Source organism: Dactylosporangium sp. NPDC049742, from assembly GCF_040674675.1.
Classification (GTDB): domain Bacteria; phylum Actinomycetota; class Actinomycetes; order Mycobacteriales; family Micromonosporaceae; genus Dactylosporangium; species Dactylosporangium maewongense.
Genome location: NZ_JBFANF010000023.1, coordinates 127,030 through 147,154 on the forward strand (window position 1 = coordinate 127,030; position 20,125 = coordinate 147,154).

The 20,125-nt window shown below is 71.5% G+C and carries 14 protein-coding genes; 10 read left to right on the forward strand and 4 right to left on the reverse strand.

All coding sequences use genetic code 11. The features are described from left to right. Window positions 1-158: 158 nt before the first annotated feature. Window positions 159-2,372, forward strand: coding sequence for a choice-of-anchor J domain-containing protein (locus tag AB0J72_RS27040; protein WP_363403268.1), 2,214 nt, complete (start codon window positions 159-161; stop codon window positions 2,370-2,372). 132 nt (window positions 2,373-2,504) lie between these two features. On the opposite strand, the gene AB0J72_RS27045 is transcribed toward AB0J72_RS27040, so the two are convergent. Further along, complete coding sequence (locus AB0J72_RS27045) at window positions 2,505-4,268, reverse strand: discoidin domain-containing protein (RefSeq protein WP_363403270.1); 1,764 nt, start codon at window positions 4,266-4,268, stop codon at window positions 2,505-2,507. Between the two features lie 227 nt (window positions 4,269-4,495). Here AB0J72_RS27045 and AB0J72_RS27050 point away from each other — a divergent pair, with 227 nt between their 5' ends. From AB0J72_RS27050 to AB0J72_RS27080, 7 genes are all read left to right on the forward strand, one after another. Continuing rightward, complete coding sequence (locus AB0J72_RS27050; RefSeq protein ID WP_363403272.1) at window positions 4,496-5,986, forward strand: MFS transporter; 1,491 nt, start codon at window positions 4,496-4,498, stop codon at window positions 5,984-5,986. Between the two features lie 37 nt (window positions 5,987-6,023). Beyond that, the gene (locus tag AB0J72_RS27055) at window positions 6,024-7,307 is read left to right on the forward strand and encodes a cytochrome P450 (RefSeq protein ID WP_363403274.1); all 1,284 of its coding nucleotides are present in this window, start codon (window positions 6,024-6,026) and stop codon (window positions 7,305-7,307) included. Window positions 7,308-7,510: 203 nt separating this feature from the next. After that, window positions 7,511-11,341: a PA14 domain-containing protein gene (locus AB0J72_RS27060; RefSeq protein WP_363403276.1), complete on the forward strand. Its 3,831-nt coding sequence runs from the start codon at window positions 7,511-7,513 to the stop codon at window positions 11,339-11,341. Window positions 11,342-11,370: 29 nt separating this feature from the next. Then, window positions 11,371-13,476, forward strand: coding sequence for a glycosyltransferase (locus AB0J72_RS27065; RefSeq protein WP_363403278.1), 2,106 nt, complete (start codon window positions 11,371-11,373; stop codon window positions 13,474-13,476). Beyond that, on the forward strand, window positions 13,473-14,999 hold the full coding sequence (locus tag AB0J72_RS27070; RefSeq protein WP_363403279.1) for a glycosyltransferase family 39 protein: 1,527 nt from the start codon (window positions 13,473-13,475) through the stop codon (window positions 14,997-14,999). Before AB0J72_RS27065 ends, AB0J72_RS27070 begins: the two co-directional genes overlap by 4 nt. Then, on the forward strand, window positions 14,996-15,400 hold the full coding sequence (locus tag AB0J72_RS27075; protein WP_363403281.1) for a GtrA family protein: 405 nt from the start codon (window positions 14,996-14,998) through the stop codon (window positions 15,398-15,400). Before AB0J72_RS27070 ends, AB0J72_RS27075 begins: the two co-directional genes overlap by 4 nt. A 97-nt stretch (window positions 15,401-15,497) precedes the next feature. After that, window positions 15,498-15,938, forward strand: coding sequence for a universal stress protein (locus AB0J72_RS27080; protein ID WP_344502308.1), 441 nt, complete (start codon window positions 15,498-15,500; stop codon window positions 15,936-15,938). A 178-nt stretch (window positions 15,939-16,116) separates the two neighbouring features. Here AB0J72_RS27080 and AB0J72_RS27085 read toward each other — a convergent pair whose 3' ends face one another. Then, window positions 16,117-16,512, reverse strand: a complete 396-nt coding sequence (locus tag AB0J72_RS27085) for a hypothetical protein (protein WP_363403283.1) — start codon at window positions 16,510-16,512, stop codon at window positions 16,117-16,119. Between the two features lie 201 nt (window positions 16,513-16,713). Beyond that, a complete protein-coding gene (locus AB0J72_RS27090; RefSeq protein WP_363403285.1) occupies window positions 16,714-17,250 on the reverse strand; it encodes a hypothetical protein in 537 nt (178 codons plus the stop codon). Window positions 17,251-17,258: 8 nt separating this feature from the next. Between AB0J72_RS27090 and AB0J72_RS27095 the strand changes: the two genes are divergently transcribed. Next, a complete protein-coding gene (locus AB0J72_RS27095) occupies window positions 17,259-18,251 on the forward strand; it encodes a histidine kinase (RefSeq protein ID WP_363403286.1) in 993 nt (330 codons plus the stop codon). Next, window positions 18,248-19,069 carry a response regulator transcription factor gene (locus tag AB0J72_RS27100; RefSeq protein WP_363403288.1) on the forward strand — a complete coding sequence of 274 codons (822 nt, stop codon included), beginning with the start codon at window positions 18,248-18,250 and terminating at the stop codon, window positions 19,067-19,069. Before AB0J72_RS27095 ends, AB0J72_RS27100 begins: the two co-directional genes overlap by 4 nt. Here AB0J72_RS27100 and AB0J72_RS27105 read toward each other — a convergent pair. Further along, complete coding sequence (locus AB0J72_RS27105; RefSeq protein ID WP_363403328.1) at window positions 18,979-20,106, reverse strand: metallophosphoesterase; 1,128 nt, start codon at window positions 20,104-20,106, stop codon at window positions 18,979-18,981. The genes AB0J72_RS27100 and AB0J72_RS27105 overlap by 91 nt on opposite strands. Window positions 20,107-20,125 lie beyond the last annotated feature (19 nt).

Consider the following 20,125-nt stretch of genomic DNA (forward strand, 5'->3'; position numbering starts at 1 on the left):
ACGCGATCCCTCGTCGACACCCTCGCTATTCGATGCGAACGTTGCCGATGGATGCCGTGGCGATAGTGTGCCTTGTCAATATCATCACGGGTTCGGTCTGCCAGTTTCCGGTCGCGGTCACCCCCGCCCGGTGCTGCGGGCCGACTTGAGGAGGCTTCATGGTGCGGAAACGCCTGGTCACGACCGCGGTCGTCGTCCTCGCCGTGCCGGTGCTCGTCGCCCTGCCGGTTTCCCCGGCGTCGGCGGCCCCGGTCAAGGCGCCTGCGGCGTCCGGTGCGAGCAAGACGTCCGACACGCGGCACATGACGCGGACCCAGTTCACGTTGGACGGCAAGCTGGTCGACACGTCGAAGATGGCGAAGCCGGCGCAGCAGCGGCGCTCGCTGGCCGCGGGGGAGACCCCGACGGTCGGCACGGTCCGTCAGTGGCTGGGTTCGGACGACTACCAGGGCCGGCTGTACCGCAAGGACTACGTCCTGCGCGGTGTCGGCGAGCACATCGAGGTCTGGGTCGCGGTCGACACCTCGTTCCCGGCGGGCGACTGCCGTAACGCGGTGCCGAACACGACCACGGTCACCGACGCGCAGGTGGCGAACTTCATCCACGAGTTCGACACCAACATGTACCCGAAGGAGACCGCCGCCTTCAGCACGCCGCCGAACCGGGACGGCAGCAACGCGCTGCTCGGACCGGACGCCAACGGCAACGGCGGCGTCTACACCGGCGGCGGCGAGAAGACCGTCACGCTGGTCGACAACGTCCGGGACGACAACTACTACACGTTCCCGGCCGCCACGACCTACATCGCGGGCTTCTTCTCGACGCAGTTCAACGAACTGTTCGACCGCAACGTCATGACGATCGACGCGTACGACTGGGAGCACCGTACCGGCGCCAACCCCGTCGACGCGCCGAGCAGTGACGTGTGCACCAGCCGCCCGGCCCGGCCGACCCTCTACGAGGGCACGTTCGCGCACGAGTGGCAGCACCTGCTGCTGTCCTACGTCGACCCGAACGAGACGACGTGGCTCAACGAGGGTCTCGCGGACTTCGCGCAGACGCTCACCGGCTACGTCGACGGCACCAAGACGGTCTACGACAAGGGCGGCGACAGCCACCTGTACTGCTTCCAGGGCTACGGTCCGGTGCAGACACCCTTCAACCCCAACCCCCGTGACTGCGGTGGTTCCCAGAACTCGCTCAACCTCTGGGGTGAGGGCGGCAGCGGCGCCGGTGTGCTCGCCGACTACGGCAACGCGTACCAGTTCCTGCTGTACCTCTACGACCACTACGGTCAGGACATCATCGAGAAGCTGCACCGCGACGGCGCCCTGCAGGGCATCAAGAGCGTCGACGCGGCCGTGAAGGCCGAGGGTGCCAAGGACGCGTACACGGTGCTGCACGACTACCAGTCGTCGGTGCTGCTGGACAAGCTCCTGGACGACTCGCGCTGGAGCCTCGTGCTCGGCGCCGACAAGTCCAAGGTCACGTCGAAGAGCGTCCGCTCCTCGGTGAACCTGGCGAACACCCAGAGCTACAGCGTGCCCGGAGCGGCCCCCAACGGCGCCGACTACGTGCTGCTGCAGAAGAACGGCACGGCCATCAAGGGCAAGGACCTGCGTTCGCTCAAGTTCACCGGCGCGTCGGCCCTGCCGTCCCTGCCGCTGGCCTGGACGCTGGTCAACAACGACCCCGACCGGCCGGGCAACTCGGTGCTGTTCTCGGGCAACGCCAACAACACCGACGCCACCGCGGTCATCCCGGTGACGGTCCCCGCCTCCAACGCGACGCTGACCTTCCAGGCGAAGTACGGCGCCGAGCTCGGTTACGACTACGGCTACGTCGTGGTCTCCACCGACGGTGGCACGACCTACGCCGCGATCCCCGGTGACAAGACCGTCGACGCGCCGCTCGGCCCCGGCCTGAACGGCACGACGAACGGCTTCGAGGCGCACAGCTTCGACCTGTCCGCGTACGCGGGCAAGTCGATCCTGCTGGGCATCCGCTACGTCAGCGACGGCGGTGTCAACGAGGGCGGCCTGCTCGTCGACGACATCGCGCTCGGCGGCACCCTGCTGAGCGACGGCTCCAGCCTGGCGCCGTTCGACTCGCCGACGGAGATCACCCCGGTCAAGGTCAAGAACTGGCACGTGAAGCTCGTCGGCATCGACGAGGCGAACCACCTCGCGTGGCAGTTCGAGTTCACCGGCAAGAACAGCATCACGCTCAACTGGATCCAGCTGGCGCTGCTGTCGCTGTTCCCGAAGGTCGTGGCGGTCGTCGCCTACGACGAGCCGACGGAGCAGGTCCAGCAGTACGCGCCGTACACCCTCACGGTGAACGGCGTCGTCCAGCCGGGCGGAGCTGCCTGACACCTTCGGGTGCCATGACGGCGGGCACCCCTTGCCTCGTGCGAGGGGTGCCCGTCGTTGCTTGCCGCCGCTGTACCGCGTTTCGCGCGCTGCCGAGCAGGCGCTACCAGCCGTCAGCGGCGCTGTGACGTGTTACCAGCCGACGGCCACCAGCAGCCACTGCGGGTTGCCGTGCGAGACGAACGACGACTGGCCGGCGTAGTCGTCGTACGGGAACCCGTACGACAGCTTGTCGATGGCGTGGTCGTGCCAGAACTTGGCGTAGTAGTTCGCCGGCGCGGCCTGGTAGTACAGGCTCGGCGTCGACCACTGCGACTCCGGCAGCTGCCGCACGTGCCGGTTCAGCGCCGCGCAGTTCGCCGGGTCGTTGGCGAGCACCCCGGCGCAGCCGAAGACGTCCGACGTCGGGGCGTTGATGCCGTACTGCGCGGCGTACGCGGTGAAGTAGTTCGCGTTGACGCCGCCGGCGCGGAACGTCGGGTCGCTGCCCGGCGCGATGATCCGGTACGGCGCCTGCGACTGCGCCAGGACGTCGAACTGGGCCGGCACCTCGTCGATGAACCGCTGGAACGTCGCCGCGCGGCTCTCGGCGAACGTGGCCTGGTCCTCGCCGACCTGCACGTCGTAGCCGTCGCGGGCGTGCAGCCGCATCGCCAGCTTCAGCCCGAACGCGTCGACGCGGGTGGTGTTGCCGTTGAAGACCGCCGGCCCGACGGTGAACTCGATGAAGTCGTAGTACTGGCTGTTCGGGCTGCCGAGGTAGAAGTACATCCGGCCGGCGGAGTTGGCCGGCATGTCCAGGTACGGCTGCTCGGCGATGCTGTGCGTCTGGCCGTTGAAGCTCCAGTACACCTGGCTGTCGGGGTACTGCCCGTTGGTGCGGTTGAGCACCTTGACCATGACGACGTTGGACGGGTTGGGGATGGAGCTGGTGTCGCCCCAGAAGGACCCCGGCGGCTGCGACGATGGCGGCTGCGACGACGGCGGCTGCGAGGTGGGCGGCACCGGTCCGGTCGTGCGGACCTGGAACTCCCACAGCGAGTAGCCGTAGGCGGTGGCGCGGGCGGTGCCGTTCATCCGCACGTACCGGCCGCTGCCGGACACGTCGAGGGTCTGGATGCCGCCGGCGCCGGTGGTGGTGGAGTAGACGGTCGTCCAGGTGCTGCCGTTGGTGGAGAGCTGGATCGTGAACGACCGCGCGTAGGCGGCCTCCCAGTTCAGGACCACCTGGCAGACGGTCGCGGTCGCGCCGAGGTCGACCTGGACCCACTGCGGGTCGCTGAACGCGCTGGACCAGCGGGTGCCGGTGTTGCCGTCGAAGGCGGCCGACGCGGGCGACGCGGCGTTCTCCGTCGACGACGCGGTGGCCGGCCGGCCCTGGGCGGCGTTCGCGGTGCCGCACGTGGTGCCGCCGGTCGTGCCGTACACCTGGAACTCCCACAGCGAGTAGCCGTAGGCGGTGGCGCGGGCGGTGCCGTTCATCCGCACGTACCGGCCGCTGCCGGACACGTTGAGCGTCTGGATCCCGCCGGCGCCGGTGGTGGTGGAGTAGACGGTCGTCCAGGTGCTGCCGTTGGTGGAGAGCTGGATGCTGAACGAGCGGGCGTAGGCGGCCTCCCAGTTGAGCACGACCTGGTCGACCGTGGCGGTCGCGCCGAGGTCGACCTGGATCCACTGCGGGTCGCTGAACGCGCTGGACCAGCGGGTGCCGGTGTTGCCGTCGGTGGCGAGGGCCGCGCCGGACGCGGCGTTCTCCGTCGACGACGCGGTGGTGGGCTTGCCCTGCGACAGCAGGCTGCTGGCGGCGCTGGCGGAGGTGACGGTGAAGGCGGCGTAGCCGGCGACGAGCGCGGCCACGAGCAGGCCGGCGAGGCGCCGGCCCTTCAATCTGCGCATGGTTCTCTTCTCCTGGGCTTCGGACGGGGGCGTGCTTGACCGTCGCCGCACCACGTCGACGCACCGGGAGGGCGGTTGCCGGTGCTGGCGGGCGTTCGGTCGGACCGATCGAAGAGAGCGCTCTCTCGGACTCAGCGTGGTCGATCCGCGCTGCACCGTCAAGACCCGCGTTTTGAGGCTCGCCGATGCGGGCACGGGGCATGGCAGGGAATCCTGGGAGGTGCACCTTGTCCGACACACAATCTGCCCCGGCGCCGACCGGCGGCGTCATCCGCAGCCTGATCCCGGCCCGGATCGACCGGCTCACCTGGGCTCCGTTCCACACCAGGATGGTGTTGGCGCTGGGCACCGCGTGGGTCCTGGACGGCCTGGAGATCACCATCGCGAGCGCTGTCGGAGCGGTGCTCAACAAGCAGGAGACGCTCGGGCTCAGCAGCACGCAGGTCGGCGCCATCGCCACCGTGTACCTGCTGGGAGAGGTCTTCGGCGCGCTGTTCTTCGGCCGCCTGTCCGACGCGCTCGGCCGCAAGAACCTGTTCGTCGTCACGCTCGGCGTCTACCTCGCCGGCAACGCGCTGACCGCGCTCACCTGGGGAAACGGCACGCTGAGCCTGATCTTCCTCTACCTGACCAGGTTCATCGCCGGTGCCGGCATCGGCGGTGAGTACGCCGCCATCAACTCCGCGATCGACGAGATGATGCCGGCGAGGTACCGCGGCCGCGTCGACATCGGCGTGAACGGCACCTACTGGGGCGGCGCCATCATCGGCACGCTCGGCACGTACATCCTGCTGAACCACATCTCGCTCAACATCAGCTGGCGGCTCGGGTTCCTGATCGGGCCGATCATCGGTCTGCTCATCTGGAACCTGCGCAGGCACCTGCCGGAGAGCCCCCGCTGGCTGATCATGCACGGGCGCGAGCGGGAGGCGGAGGAGAGCATCGCGGCGATCGAGCGGGACGTGGAGCGGTCGGGCCAGACCCTCGCCCCGGTCGACGAGCGCGCCGCCATCGAGATCAAGCCGTCCACCTCACACGGCTACCTCTCGCTGGTCAAGGTCCTGTTCCGGCACATGCCGTCCCGGTCGGCGCTGTCCGCGACCCTCATGATCACGCAGTCCTTCCTGTACAACGCCATCTTCTTCACCTACACGCTGGTGCTGTCGAAGTTCTACGACGTCGACGCGGAGAAGACCCCGATCTACCTGATCGCCTTCGCCGTCGGCAACCTGGCCGGCCCGCTCCTGCTCGGCCACCTCTTCGACACCGTCGGCCGCCGTAAGATGATCACCGGCACGTACCTGATCTCCGGCATCCTCCTGGCCATCTCGGCCTGGATGTTCGACGCGGGGATGCTCAACGCGTTCACGCAGACCCTCGCCTGGTGCGTCATCTTCTTCTTCGCCTCGGCCGGCGCCAGCTCCGCCTACCTGACCGTCAGCGAGATCTTCCCGCTCGAGATCCGGGCCCAGGCGATCGCCGTGTTCTTCGCCATCGCCCAGTGCTTCGGCGCCATCGGCCCGATCTTCTACGGCTGGCTCATCGGTGAGGGCGAGGACCCCGGCAAGCTCTTCATCGGCTATCTGATCGGCGCCGCGGTGATGATCGTCGGCGGCGTCGTCGAATGGTTCCTCGGCGTCGACGCCGAGGGCAAGCCCCTGGAGGACGTCGCCGTCCCGCTCTCCGCCGTCACCACCCGCCCCCGCTCGACGGGCTGACCACCACACTGCCCCGCTCGTGGTACCGTCTAGTACCATGAGCGGGACGCTGGTGCGGTGGGCGACGAGGCACGGGTTCGCGCGACTGGGCATCAGCGCCGCGGCCCGCAAGGGTGACCCGCAGGCGCGGTTCTTCGTCGACCCCGCCGTCCGCGCGGACCCGTACCCCTTCTACGACCAGATCCGTGCGCAGGGGCCGCTGGTCCACGGGCGGATCATGTGGGCGACCGCGCGGCACGACGTGGCGTCGGCGGTGCTGCGCAGCGAGGCGTTCGGCGTCGGGTTCAACGACCAGCGGCTGCCGGCGCCGATCGCGCTGCTGTGGCGGCTCGGCCGGCGCACCGCCCCGATCGGGCCGGTCGACCCGCCGTCGATGCTCGTCACCGACCCGCCGGACCACACCCGCTACCGGCGGCTGGTCTCGAAGGTCTTCACCGCCCGGGCGATCGAGGCGCTGCGGCCCAAGATCGAGCGGACCGCCGAGGAGCTCCTGGACGGCCTGGGCCCGCGGTTCGACCTGGTCGAGCAGTATGCGGCGCTGTTGCCCGTCACCGTCATCGCCGACATCCTCGGCGTGCCCCTGGCCATGCGCCGGCAGTTCCTCGACTGGGGCACCATGGCCGCGCCGACGCTCGACCTGGGGCTCACGTACCGGCAGTACCGGCGCACCGAGATCGGCATCCGGCAGAGCAACGCGTGGATGCGCGGGCACTTCGACCGGCTGCGCCGCGAGCCCGGCGACAACCTGCTCAGCCAGCTGGTGCACCTCGAGGGCGAGCAGCTCACCGACGACGAGCTGCTCGCCACCGCGGGCCTGCTGCTCGCCGCCGGCTTCGAGACGACGGTCAACCTGCTCGGCACGGGCGCGGCGCTGCTGATGGCCCACCCGGCGCAGCTGCGGCTGCTGCGGGACGACCCGTCGCTGTGGCGCGGCGCCGTGGAGGAGATGCTGCGGTTCGACTCCCCGGTGCAGAACTCGGCCCGCATCTGCCAGCGGCCCGTGGAGATCGCCGGCATCCAGCTGCAGCCCGGCCACGTGGTCGTGCCGATGCTCGGCGGCGCCAACCGCGACCCCGCCGTCTTCGCCGACCCCGGCCGCTTCGACGTCACCCGCGCCAACGCTCGCGACCATCTGTCCTTCTCCGGCGGCGTGCACTACTGCCTCGGCGCCGCCCTGGCCCGGCTGGAGGGCGAGATCGGGCTGCGCACCCTCTTCGACCGCCACCCCGGCCTCACCGTCGCCGGCGAGCCCCGGCGCCGCAGGACGCGGGTGTTGCGCGGCTATGAGTCGCTGCCCGTCGCCGTATCGGTGACCGTCTGACCGCGGGCGCGTCTCCGGCGTGTTTCCGGCGGAACCGTTCCGCCGTATTCTTCGCGCGCCGATGAATTGACCGGCGGCCGAAACAATGCCGACCCGAAATTGTCGTCCCCACATCACACGGCGACCCCAGGATGCACGCCGAGGGATGACTGTGGGGTGGGCAATTGCGCAAGCGGCCGGTATTCGTCGCATTACTGACACTGGTGGCGGCACTGCTGCCCGGACCGGTGCCGGCCGGCGCCGCGACCCCACCCGGATTCTCCACGCGACTCGTCGTCGGTGAAGGCCTCGACGGCCCGTCGGGATTCGACATCGCCCCCGACGGCCGGGTGTTCATCCTCGAACGCAGTGGCAAGATCAAGATCTTCAAGGACGGCCGTCTCCTCCCGGAACCCTTCGCTGACCTGCCCTCGGAGGCCTCCGGCGACCGCGGGCTCATCGGCATCGCGTTCGATCCCGGGTTCGGCGTCGCCAACCACCACGTGTACTTCTATTACACCGGGCACGACCTGCTGAATCACCTCGTGCGATTCGACGCTTCGGGCGACATCGGCACCGACGGCCCGTACACCATATTTCAGACACAATCGCCGTCGCAGTTGCTGCACGTCGGTGGAAGTATCAGGTTCGGGCCCGACGGAAAGCTCTACTTCGCCGTCGGCGACAACGGCTATCCACCGAACGCACAGGATCTGACCAACCCGCACGGCAAAATTCTGCGGATCAACCCGGACGGCACCATTCCGCCGGACAACCCTTTCGCGGGGCAGCCCGGAAAACTCGGTGCGATCTGGGCATACGGATTCCGTAACCCGTGGCGGTTCCAGTTCGACGGCGCCACCGGCCGGCTCTACGGCGGCGACGTCGGCGACTACACGTGGGAAGAGCTCAACCTCATCGTCAAGGGCGGCAACTACGGCTGGCCGGTGCACGAGGGCCGCTGCGCCGCCGGTTGCGCCGGCTACACCGAGCCGCTGCACGCCTACAACCACGACGGCGGCAGCGGCGCGGTGACCGCCGGCCCGGTCTACCACGGCGGTCAGTTCCCCGCCGAGTACCAGGGCAGCATGTTCTTCGGCGACTACTCGCGCGGCTTCATCAAGCAGGCGCTGCTCGACGACGCCGGGCAGATCACCCAGGTCCGCGACTTCGACCCCGACGCCGGCAGCGTCGTGGACCTGAAGGTCGCCCCCGACGGCTCGCTGTACTACCTCACGTACTTCCCCGGCCAGCTGTACCAGGTCTCCTACAGTCTCGCGGGCGGCGCGCCGACCGTGCGCGCCCAGGCCGACCGCACGGGCGGGCCGCAGCCGCTCACCGTCCACTTCACCAGCGCCGGCACGAGCGACCCCGACGGCGACGACCTCACGTACCACTGGGACCTCGGCGACGGCAGCGCCAGCACCGCACCGGACCCGGTGAAGACCTACGCCGCCGTCGGTGTCTACCCGGTGACGCTGACCGTGTCCGACGGCCGGAACACCGTCACGTCCCGGCCGATCGTCGTGCAGGTCGGCTCCCCGCCGGCGGTCCAAGTCGCCGCGCCCGCGGACGGCGCCCGCTACGACGCCGGCGACACGATCACCTACAACGCGTTCGGCACCGACGCCGCCGGCTACGACGTCAGCGACGGCGACCTCAAGACCGAGGTGTTCCTGCACCACAACACGCACGTCCACCCGTTCGTCGGGCCGCTGACCGGCCGGGTCGGCACGTTCACCATCCCCGTCACCGGCGAGGCGTCGGCCGACACCTGGTTCGAGATCGCGGTGACCGCCACCGACCGCAACGGGCTCAGCAGCACGAAGTCCGTCTACATCTACCCGCGCACGGCGCCGATGACGTTCACGACCAGCCCGCCGGGCCTCGGCGTGACCCTCGACGGGGTGCCGGTCCCGACCCCGTCCACGGTCCAGGGCGTGACCGGCTTCCGGCGGGAGATCGCCGCGCCGCCGACGACGCGCGCCGCCGACGGCACCGTGTACCACTTCACCGGCTGGTCCGACGGCGGCGCGATCCGGCACTTCGTCACCACCCCCGCCGCCGCCACCACGTGGACCGCGACCTACGCGCCGTCGGCGCCGTTCCTCGGCGAGTACTTCAACAACCAGCAGCTCGACGGCCCGCCCGCGCTGACCCGGCAGGACCCGGTGGTCGACTTCATCTGGTCCGTCGACCCGCCCGGCCCGGGCGTCAACCCCGACCACTTCTCCGCCCGCTGGTCGAAGACCGAGTTCTTCGCCACCGGCCGGTACCGCTTCACGGTCGCCTCCGACGACGGCGCCCGGCTGTTCATCGACGACCAGGTCGTCATCGACCAGTGGCACGACCAGGGCCCGACCGCCTACGAGTACGTCGCCGACCTCGCCGCCGGGCAGCACAGGATCCGGCTGGAGTTCTACGACAACGTGGTCGACGCGAGCGCGAAGCTGACCTGGGAGACCACGCCGGAGCAGCCCCGCGACACGTTCACCGCCGAGTACTGGAACACCCCGGGAGCCGGCTCCGCGCCGGCCGTCCCGGCGACCGCGCCGCAGCTGCGCCGCGACGAGACGGCCGTCGACCACGACTGGGGCCTCGGATCGCCCGACCCCGTGATCGACGCGGATCACTTCGTCGCGCGGTACACCCGCCCGCTGACGCTGACCGCCGGCTACTACGACTTCGTCACCACGTCCGACGACGGGGTGCGGCTGTGGGTCGACGCCCAGCTCGTCGTCGACCACTGGGGCGACCAGGGCGTCACCGAGTACCGGACCCGGCTGGCGCTCGGCGGCGGCGCGCACACGATCGTCATGGAGTACTACGAGAACGCCGCCGGCGCCCTCGCCCGGCTCGGCTGGAGCCGCGCCGGTGACCTGCCCCCGGCGCCCGCCTACGAGGCGAGGTACTGGAACACGCCCGGCGCCGGCTCGCAGCCGTCGATCCCTTCGCGGGCGCCGGACCTCGTGCGGGACGAGACCGCGATCGACCACCCGTACGGCGAGGGCGGCCCCGGCGGCGACATCGACGCAGACCACTTCGTCGCCGTGTACACCCGCACCGACGTGCTCCCGTCCGGCCTGTACCGGTTCGCCGGCGCCAGCGACGACGGCATCCGGGTCATCGTCGACGGCGCGGTCGTCCTGGACCGCTGGCGGGAGCAGAACGAGGAGTTCACCGCCGACAAGCTGCTGCTGGGCGGCCCGCACACGATCCGCGTCGAGTACTACGAGAACGCCGCCGGCGCCCTGCTGCGGTTCGGCTACCGGCGCGTCGGCGACGTCACCTCACCACCCGGCTGGGACGGCGCCTACTACCGCGGCACCGACCTGGCCGGGGCGCCGGCGGTGCAACGGCAGGACGCCGCCGTCGACTTCGACTGGGGGCTCGGCGCGCCCGGCCCCGGCGTGCCCGCCGACGGGTTCTCGGCCCGCTGGACCCGCACCGACAACCTCGCCGCCGGCGTCTACACGTTCCGGCTCCTCGCCGACGACGGCGTCCGGCTCCACGTCGACGGCGTGCTCGTCCTCGACGAGTGGCGCGACCAGCCGCCGACCACGTTCGTGGTGCAGCGCAACCTCGCCGAGGGCGCCCACGTGATCACCGTCGAGTACTACGACCGGGCCGCCGGCGCCATCGCCCGGCTCAGCTACGCCAAGACCGCCGACCCGCCGCCACCCACCCCGTGGACGGTGTCCTTCTACGCCAACCCGACCGCCACCGGGGAACCCGTCCTGACCCGGCAGGACCTGGCCGTCGACCACGACTGGGGCCTCGGTGCCCCGGCCGAGGGGCTGCCGGCCGACGGGTTCTCCGCCCGCTGGACCAGGACCGACCACCTGCCCGGCGGCACGTACCGCATCACCGCCACCAGTGACGACGGCATCCGCGTCTCGATCGACGGAGCCGTGGTGATCGACGGATGGTCCGACCACCCGCCGACCACGTACACGTTCGAAACCCCGCTGCCCGAAGGCGACCACACGGTCACCGTCGAGTACTTCGACAGCGGCGGCGGCGCACTGGCGCGCTGTTCGGTCATCCGGTTGTGAAGCTCATCGGTCGTATCGAAGGAGATCCCGTGACCCCGAAGGCCACGATCGTCATCCCTTGCAGGCACGAGGAGGAGAACGTCGGTCCGCTGATCGACCGCTTGTCGGCGGTACTGCACGATGCCTCGTACGAGCTGCTGTTCGTCGACGACAGCGACGACGAGCGCACCGTCGACGCCATCGCGGCCGCCGCGGCCCGCCTGGAGCGCGACGACCTCCGCGTCCGGGTCTTCCACCGCACCGGCGGGCAGCGGGCCGGCGGTCTCGCGGGCGCCGTCGTCGACGGGTTCCGGCGGGCCCGCGCGCGGAAGGCCCTCGTCATGGACGCGGACCTGCAGCACCCGCCGGAGCTGGTGCCGGCGATCCTCGCCGCGCTCGACGAGCACGACCTGGTGATGGCGAGCCGCTACCGGGAGGGCGGCAGCAGCGGCGGCCTCGACGGCCCGCTGCGCCGCCTGGTGTCGACCGGCTCGACGATCCTGGCGCGCCTGGCGTTCCCGTTCGCGCTGCGCGGCGTGACCGACCCGATGACCGGATTCTTCGCGGTACGTCTGGACAGGATGGACACCGAGAAGCTCCGGTCGCGCGGGTTCAAGATCCTCCTGGAGATCCTCGCCCGGTTCCCCCGCCTCCGCCGCACCGAGCTGCCGCTGCGGTTCGCCGAACGCGTCGCCGGCACCAGCAAGGGCGACCTGCGCCAGGGACTGCTGTACCTGCGGCAGCTGCCCTGGCTCCGGCTCGTCACCTGGTTCGCCGCGCCCGCCGTCCGGTGGGGCGCGCTGCTCGGCACGGTCGCCGCCGGCACCGCCGCCCTCGCCGTGTCACCGCTGTCCGGCGCCGCCGTTCTCGCCCTGCTCGTGACCGCCGTCGCGCTGTACAACACCGTCGTCGGCGCGCTCGAGGTCCGGTGGCGCCTGTACGGCTGGCGCACCCCCGAAGCCGTCGAGCAGATGCGCTGGCCGGCCGCCGTGCCCGACGAGGCGAAGGAGCGCTTCACCATCATCGTGCCGGCGCTGCACGAGGAGTTCGTCATCGCCGGCACCCTGCGGCACCTGCTCCAGCAGGACCACGACGACTACGAGATCCTCGTGTCGCTGTGCGAGGGCGACGACGCGACCCTCGCCGAGGTCCGGCGCGTCCAGGCGCTCGACGACCCGCACGGCCGGGTCCGCACCGTCGTCCGCGCGTACACCAGATCCAACAAGCCACGCCAGCTCAACGCCGCGCTCGCCGTCGCCACCGGCACCGTCATCGGGGTCGTCGACGCCGAGGACGACGTCGCGCCGCAGCTGCTCACCCGGGTCAACACCCTGCTCGGCCGCACCGACGCCGACGTCGTGCAGGGCGGCGTGCAACTCATGACGCTCGGCACCCGCGCCCGCGACTGGTTCAAGGTCCACAACGTGATGGAGTACTTCTTCTGGTTCACCAGCCGCATGTTCTACCAGGTGCGGACCGGGTTCGTGCCGCTCGGCGGCAACACCGTGTTCATCCGGCGGCGGCTGCTCGAGCAGGCCGGCGGCTGGCCCGACAACCTCACCGAGGACTGCGCGCTCGGCGTCCTGCTCTGCACCCGGTACGGCGCCCGCGTGGTCGCCGCCTACGAGCCGGAGCTCGCCACCCGCGAGGAGGTCCCGCAGACCATCGGCGACCGCCGGGCCGGGTCCCTCTTCTGGCAGCGCGTCCGGTGGAACCAGGGCTTCCTCAGCATCCTGCTCGAGGGCCGCTGGGCGACGCTGCCCACCCTGCGGCAGCGGGCCCTCGCCGGGTACATCCTCGCGACACCGTTCCTGCAGGCCTTCTCCGCGCTGCTGCTGCCGCTGTCGATCGCCACGATCCTGTGGCTGAAGGTGCCCGTCGGCGTGGCGATGCTGATGTACGCGCCGTTCGTGCCGATCCTCATCACCCTCGCGACGCAGCTCGTCGGGCTGCGCGAGTTCGCCCACGCGTACCGGCAGAAGGTGCTGTGGCGGCACTACCTCTTCCTGCTCGTCGGCGCGCCCGTCTACCAGTGGGTGCTGATGGGCGCGGCGTTCTGGGCCGTGTGGCAGCACGTCGACGGCAACACCACCTGGCACAAGACCGCCCACGGCGGCCACCACCGGCCGCTGTCCCTGGAAGGCGCCGTCGCGTGACCGCCGTCCTTGAGATCGAGCGCAGCCCCGTCCGTGGTGCCGCTGCCGCTGCCGCTGCCGCTGGCGAGCCGCGCCCGTCGCGCTGGCGCACGCACCGGGCGTCGCTGGCGGTGCTCGCCCCGCTGCTCGTCCTCGCCGGGCTCGTCAACGGCTGGAACCTGCACGGCTGGCCCGGCCGCGTCAACGACGACGAGGGCACCTACGTCAACCAGGCCTGGGCGCTGCTCGACCACGGCGCCCTGTCGCACTACACCTACTGGTACGACCATCCCTTCCTCGGCTGGGCGATCATCGCCGGCTACGCGGGCCTCACCGACGGCTTCGACCGCGCCCCCAGCGCCGTCATGGTCGGCCGCGAGGTCATGCTCATCTCGGCGGTGGTCAGCTGCGCCCTGCTGTTCCTGCTCGCCAGGCGGCTCCGCTTCAGCCGCGGCTGGGCCGGTGCCGCCGTGTTCCTGTTCGCGGTCAGCCCCCTCGCGGTCTACTTCCACCGCATGGTGTTCCTGGACAACCTCGCCACCATGTTCGTCCTCGCCGCGCTCGCCGCCGCCGCGTCACCGCGCCGCAGCGTCGGCGCCGCCCTGTGGAGCGCGATCTGGTTCGCCTCGGCCGCCCTGTGCAAGGAGACCATCGTCATCCTCCTGCCGGCCCTGGTCTGGCTGCTCGTCCAGCACACCTCCCGGCGGACCCGGGTGTGGAACCTCGGCGTGTTCCTCGTGTCGTTCGGTGTACTGGTCGCCTCCTACCCGGTGTTCGCGCTGCTGAAGAACGAGCTCCTGCCCGGCGAGGGCCACGTCAGCCTCGGCTGGGCGCTGTGGTGGCAGCTGTTCGCCCGCTCCGGCAGCGGCAGCCTCCTCGACCCGTCCTCCGGCACGTCCAGCCTCGCCAGGTCCTGGGTCGACCTCGACCCGTGGCTCCTGCTGGCCGGCGTCGCGCTCATTCCGCTCGGCCTGGCCGTGCGCCACCTCCGGCCGATCGGGCTCGCCCTGCTCATCCAGGTCGTCATGATGTGCCGCGGCGGCTACCTGCCCTTCGCCTACGTCATCGCCCTGCTGCCCTTCGCGGCGCTGCTCATCGCCGGTGCCGGGGCCCAGCTCTCGGCGCGGCTGCGGGCGCCGTTCGTCGTCGCCGCCGCTGTACTGGCGGCGCTCCTCGTCCTTCCCGGCTGGGCGGCGACCCTGCGCGAGCAGGCATCCTTCGACGGCAGCGCGAACTCCCGCGCCGCGACCCGCTGGGTCGTCGACCACGTCGACCGGTCCGCGGTCGTCGTCACCGACGACTACATCTGGATGGACCTGAAGCTCGCCGGGTTCACGAAGCCGGTCTGGCTCTGGAAGGTCGACACCGACCCGGAGGTGATGGCCGAGGTCCTACCGGCCGGCGTGGCCAGCATCGACTACATCGTCATGGCCGACCAGGCCGCCAGTACCCTCGCCGGCCTGCCGACCCTGCGCCGGGGCATGGAGTCCTCGACCGAGGTCGCCCGCTTCGGCGACATCATCGTCCGGAAGGTGCGCGCGTGAAGCCCTTCCTGCGCCTGGCCGGGTTCGGCGCCGTCGGCGCCTCCGGAGTCCTGCCCAACCTCGCGGTCATGTGGCTGCTCGTCGACCACTGGCACCTGCACTACCTGCCGGCCGCGGTGGCCGCGACCGAGGTCGCGATCTGCTGGAACTTCGTCCTCGTCGACTTCGTGGTGTTCCGCGACCGCCGCGGCCGGCACTGGGCGGGGCGCCTCGCACGGTTCGTGGCCCTCAACAACCTCGACCTGGCCGTCCGGCTGCCGCTGCTCGCGCTGCTCGTCTCATGGGCGGGCGTCGACGAGCTCGCCGCCAACCTGGTGACCCTCGTCCTGGCCTTCGCCCTGCGCTTCGCCGTCACCAACCGCTTCATCTACCGCCCCGCCCCACTGCCGGAGTCCGCCTGACAACTGCCGCTCTTGTCGCTTCGCCGCTCCTTTTCGACACCTGCCGTGCCGCGGCCCCCGGATGCGCATCCGCCGGGTGCTGCGGCATGCTGGTGCCGTGGTCTTCGAACTCGGCACCGACGGCCCGAAGGTCATCGTCGTCGGCGTCGACGGCTCGGACCCGTCCCTGCGGGCCGGTGCCTACGCGGCAGGCCTCGCCCGCAGGCAGGGCGCCCGGCTCGTCGTGGTCTACGTCGCCGGCGCGCCCACCGCGAGCCTCTTCGTCGCCGGCGCGGCCGCCGCCGTCGAGCAGGCCATCACCGACGCCACCGAGGACATGCGCCGCCAGGTCGAGGCCGGCTCCGTCCACGCCGGCATCCGCGCCGAGTTCGTGGCCGCCCGCGGCGACCCGTACTCCGAGCTCGTCCGCGTCGCGACCGAACTGCGCGCCGACGCCGTGGTCGTCGGCGCCTCCTCCCGCCTCGGCCACCGCTTCGTCGGCTCCCTCGCCGTCCGCCTCGTCAAGTCCGGCAAGTGGCCCGTCACCGTCGTCCCCTGACCCCCACGCCCGGGGTGCTCACAACGCGGGAACCACACGGCCGCGATGCGGAGCGTCGGGTCCTCCCCGCCGAACCCGGGCGCTCCGATTGTCCGGACGAGATACCGCACTCCCTCAACGGTCGCCGGACGGGCCACAGGCGCGGAAGGACACGGCTCGCCGCAGCGGGCTGGTCATGTCACCGGTCCATCGTCCGCGCCGGCTCGTCGCCGACGACACGGCCCTCGCGGTGGAGCTGCCGCCAGAACGCACCGTCCTCGTCGCTCGCGGACGCCTCCTCGGGCGTGAACAGCGCCAGCGCCTCCTCGACCCGGCTCTGGTCGACCAGGAGCACGGCCAGCCTGGCGGCGGTCCGAGCGGAGTCGTCGGTGGACTCCAACGTCTGGATCGCTTCGCCGGGGCGACCCGCGAGCACCAGAAGGTCGGCCAGCTTCGAGCTCCCGTACCAGGTGCCACCCTCGTGGTGAGCGCGCAGCTCGGCGATCGCCTGCTCGACCCGCCCCGAGCGGGCGAGCACCTCGACGCGCTCGAATAGCAGCGTGGCGAGCACCGCCGTGGCGTTCCAGGACCACATGGAACTGTCGGCCTCGATCTGCTCGCGTACCAGCGCCGTGAGCTCGCCGTCGTAGCCGTGCTCGCCACGTGACGGGAGCGAGGGGGTGCGCGCTCGTCGGCTTCGAGAGGATGCCCCGGCGGCGAGGAGCGCCGGTCTGCTGGTCTGGGCTTGTGCGGTGCCTGACGTGGGCTCTGGGGGTGATGCTGGGGGACGGCGGCGTCAATGGTTCCGGCGGCGTCGGTGGTAGGCGTAGGTGGCGACGGCGAGGAGCGGCCCCCACAGCAGCAACGGCAGGTAGCAGATGTAGAAGATCGTGGCCGGCCAGGCTCCCTGCCGGGTGGGGAAGTCCGGGGGAGCCGGGGCACCGCTGAGCGTGACTCCCCGGAAGATGGCGGCGAAGGCGGCGGTCCACAGTACCGTCAGGACCGCGGCGGCGACCGTCGCGGGAATGACGGCGACCGGTGCCGGCACGGTCCGGCCACGGAGCCAGGGAATCCAGCGCGGGAATCGTTCGCCCCAGGAGGCGACCAGTCCGACGGCGGTGAACGCCACCAGTTCGGCCACGACCGACAGGCTGACGACGTACGCCTGCACGCCGAGCCCGCCGCCGTGCAGGAGTGTGGCCGGAAGCCGCCAGAGGCTGGACGGCAGGACGACGAGCGGCACCGCGTACGCGGCGATGCTCGCCCAGCGGGGAGCTCCGGGGACAGGGGCGTGCGCGGCCCGCCACGCGGCCCGCAGCCGCCCGGTGGGCATCGGCGGCGGTGGCGCTCGGCCTGCCGATCCTGGTGGAGCTGACCCCGCAGCGGGTGCTGGCGTGGTGGGCGGCGTGCCTGCTCGCCGCGGTGCTGCTGGCCGTGACGCCGCTGTTCCGGCGGCTCGAGGTGACCGCGCTGTCCGAACTGCTCGACGTCGATGTGCCCAGACGGGCCGACCCCGTCTATCTGACGGCGCTGACCAGCCTGCATCTGTACGGGGGTGCCACGCTCAGCGCAGGTCTGGTGGCGCTGTCGCCCGAACTCGTTCGCGCTGCCGGACTGCGGCCAGGCGCGCCGGGCGACTCGGCCGAGGTGCTCCTGGCCGCCGTCGCCATCCTGGCCGCGATGGTCGTCGCGGGATTCGGCCAGCGCTGGGCGGCGCGCCGGCTGCTGCGCACCGAGCCGTCACGCGTGCTCGACCAACTCGGCCGCCGCCAGGCCCTCGCCATGGAGCTGCACGACGCCGTCGGCCATGCGCTCAGTGTCGTCCTGGTGCAGGCGATGGCCGCCCAGTCCGCGCTGCAGCGGCCGGATCCCGCCGCCGCCGTCGAGTCCCTCGAGCATGTGACGGCAACCGCCCGGCACGCCCAGCAGGACCTCGACGTGCTGCTCGGCGTGCTCGACGACGGCGTCTCCGCCCAGACCCCGACGCTGGCGGCGCTCGGCATGCTCACCAGCGGCCTCGACGTGCACGCCAGCGTCGGCGATGTGCACAAGGTCCCGGCCGCACCGTCGCGGGCGGCCTTCGCGATCGCCCGGGAGGCCCTCACCAACGCCCTGCGGCACGGGCGCGGCCCGGTGACGCTCGACCTCGCCGTCGGCCCCGACCTGGTGCTGACCGTGGACAACGCGACCGTGGACAACGCGACCGTGGGGACGCCCGGTGGGCCGGGCCGCGGTCTGACCGGGATGCGCATGCGCGCCCGCCTGGCCGGCGGTACCTGCACCTGGCAGCAGGTGGACGGGACGTGGCGCGTCCAGGCGAGGCTGCCGCTGTGATCCGCGTGGTGCTGGCCGACGACGAGCAGCTCATCCGGGCGGGATGGACCACCATCCTCTCCCTCCACGACGACATCGACGTGGTGGCCGAAGCGGCCGACGGCGGCGAAGCCGTCGAGGCCGGCGTCGGCGCGGACGTGGTGCTGATGGATGTCCGCATGCCGCGCATGGACGGCCTCACCGCCACCCTGGAACTCGCCCGCCGCGCCCCGGCGACGCGGGTGATCGTGGTCACCACGTTCGAGCACGACCAGCTCGTCTGGGGTGCGCTGCGCGCCGGTGCCGCCGGCTACGTGCTCAAACGCGCGCCGGCCCGGGAACTGGTGGACGCCATCCGGTTCGTGCACACCCGTGACGCGGTGCTCTTTCCCGACGCGCTGCGCCGCATCGCCGCCCCTCGCGCCGGCACGGCCCGATCCGGCCCGGTGGCCGGACTGACCCCCCGCGAACTGGACGTCCTGCGCCACATCGCGCTCGGGCAGAACAACGCGGAGATCGCGGCCGCGCTGTACGTCACCAGGGAGACCGTCAAGACGCACGTTGGCAACGTCCTGGACAAGCTCGGCGCCCGCGACCGCACCCAGGCGGCGGTCCTCGCCTACGAACTCGGCCTCGTCTTTCCTGGCACCCATCACCGAGGTCAGGGCCGCCGGGCGTCCTGGAAGCCGCCGAGTACGGGCTGGCCGGACCGCCCGCGCTGCACGAGCGCGGGCGGCGGTGGGTGCGGTCAGGCGCGGCGCAGGGTCAGCTCGGTGATCTCGCTCGGGGCGAAGATGCGGAACGGCGGACCCCAGAAGCCGGTGCCGCGGCTGGTGTAGAGCTGGGTGCGCGCGCCGTGGCTGGTCAGGCCCTGCACGACCGGCTGGTCGAGGCGCACCAGGTAGTGGAACGGCCACATCTGGCCGCCGTGGGTGTGGCCGGACAGTTGCAGGTCGATGCCGTGCGCGACGGCGTCGTCGATCTGCTTCGGCTGGTGGGCCAGCAGCAGGACGGGCAGGTCGGGGTCGGCGCCGGCGAGGGCGGTCGCGTGGTCGGCGCGGTGGCCCGCCAGGCCGGTCCCGGCGGCGGTACGGTCGTCGACGCCGGCCACGACGAGGCGGTCGCCGCCGCGCTCGACGACCAGGTGCCGGTTGTGCAGGGCCGCCCAGCCGAGCTCGCCCATGCGCTGCAGCCAGCCCTCGGCCTCGCCGTAGTACTCGTGGTTGCCGGTGACGTAGACGCGGGCGTAGCGGGCCTTGACGTCGCCGAGCGGGGCGGCCTGCTCGGTGCGCTGCGCGACGGTGCCGTCGGCGATGTCGCCGGTGTGGGCCACGATGTCGGCGTCGAGGGAGTTGACGACCTCGGTGACGCCGCGGGACCAGCGGGCCCGGTCGATCGGGCCGTAGTGCGTGTCGGTGAGCAGGACGACCTTCAGCCCGTCCAGTCCGGCGCCGAGGCGGGGGATCGCGACGTCGACCCGGCGGACCCGCGGCACCTTCATCGCCTCGACGTAACCCCACAGCAGCAGGCCGACGGCGACGACACCGGTGAAGCCGGCGACGATCCGGGAGCGCAGCGGGTCGTCGACGCCGCCGGCGAGCAGGCCCAGGCGCAGCAGGTCGCCGGCGACGGCCCACACGAAGAGCTGCCACACCACGCCGAGGGTGGTGTCGGCGACGCGCGACGCCCAGTCGACGTGGCGGCGGCCGTGGCCGAGCATCATCAGCACCGGGAACGCGACGGCGGTGCCGGCGAACAGGACGGTGCCGGCGACGCGGACGCCGAGGGGCCACGCGTTGCCGGACAGCACCAGCGACCACCACGGCACGCCGAAGAGCAGCGCCAGCACGGTGGTGAGCGTCAACGCGAACAGCATGGGGCGCAGCAGCGACCGG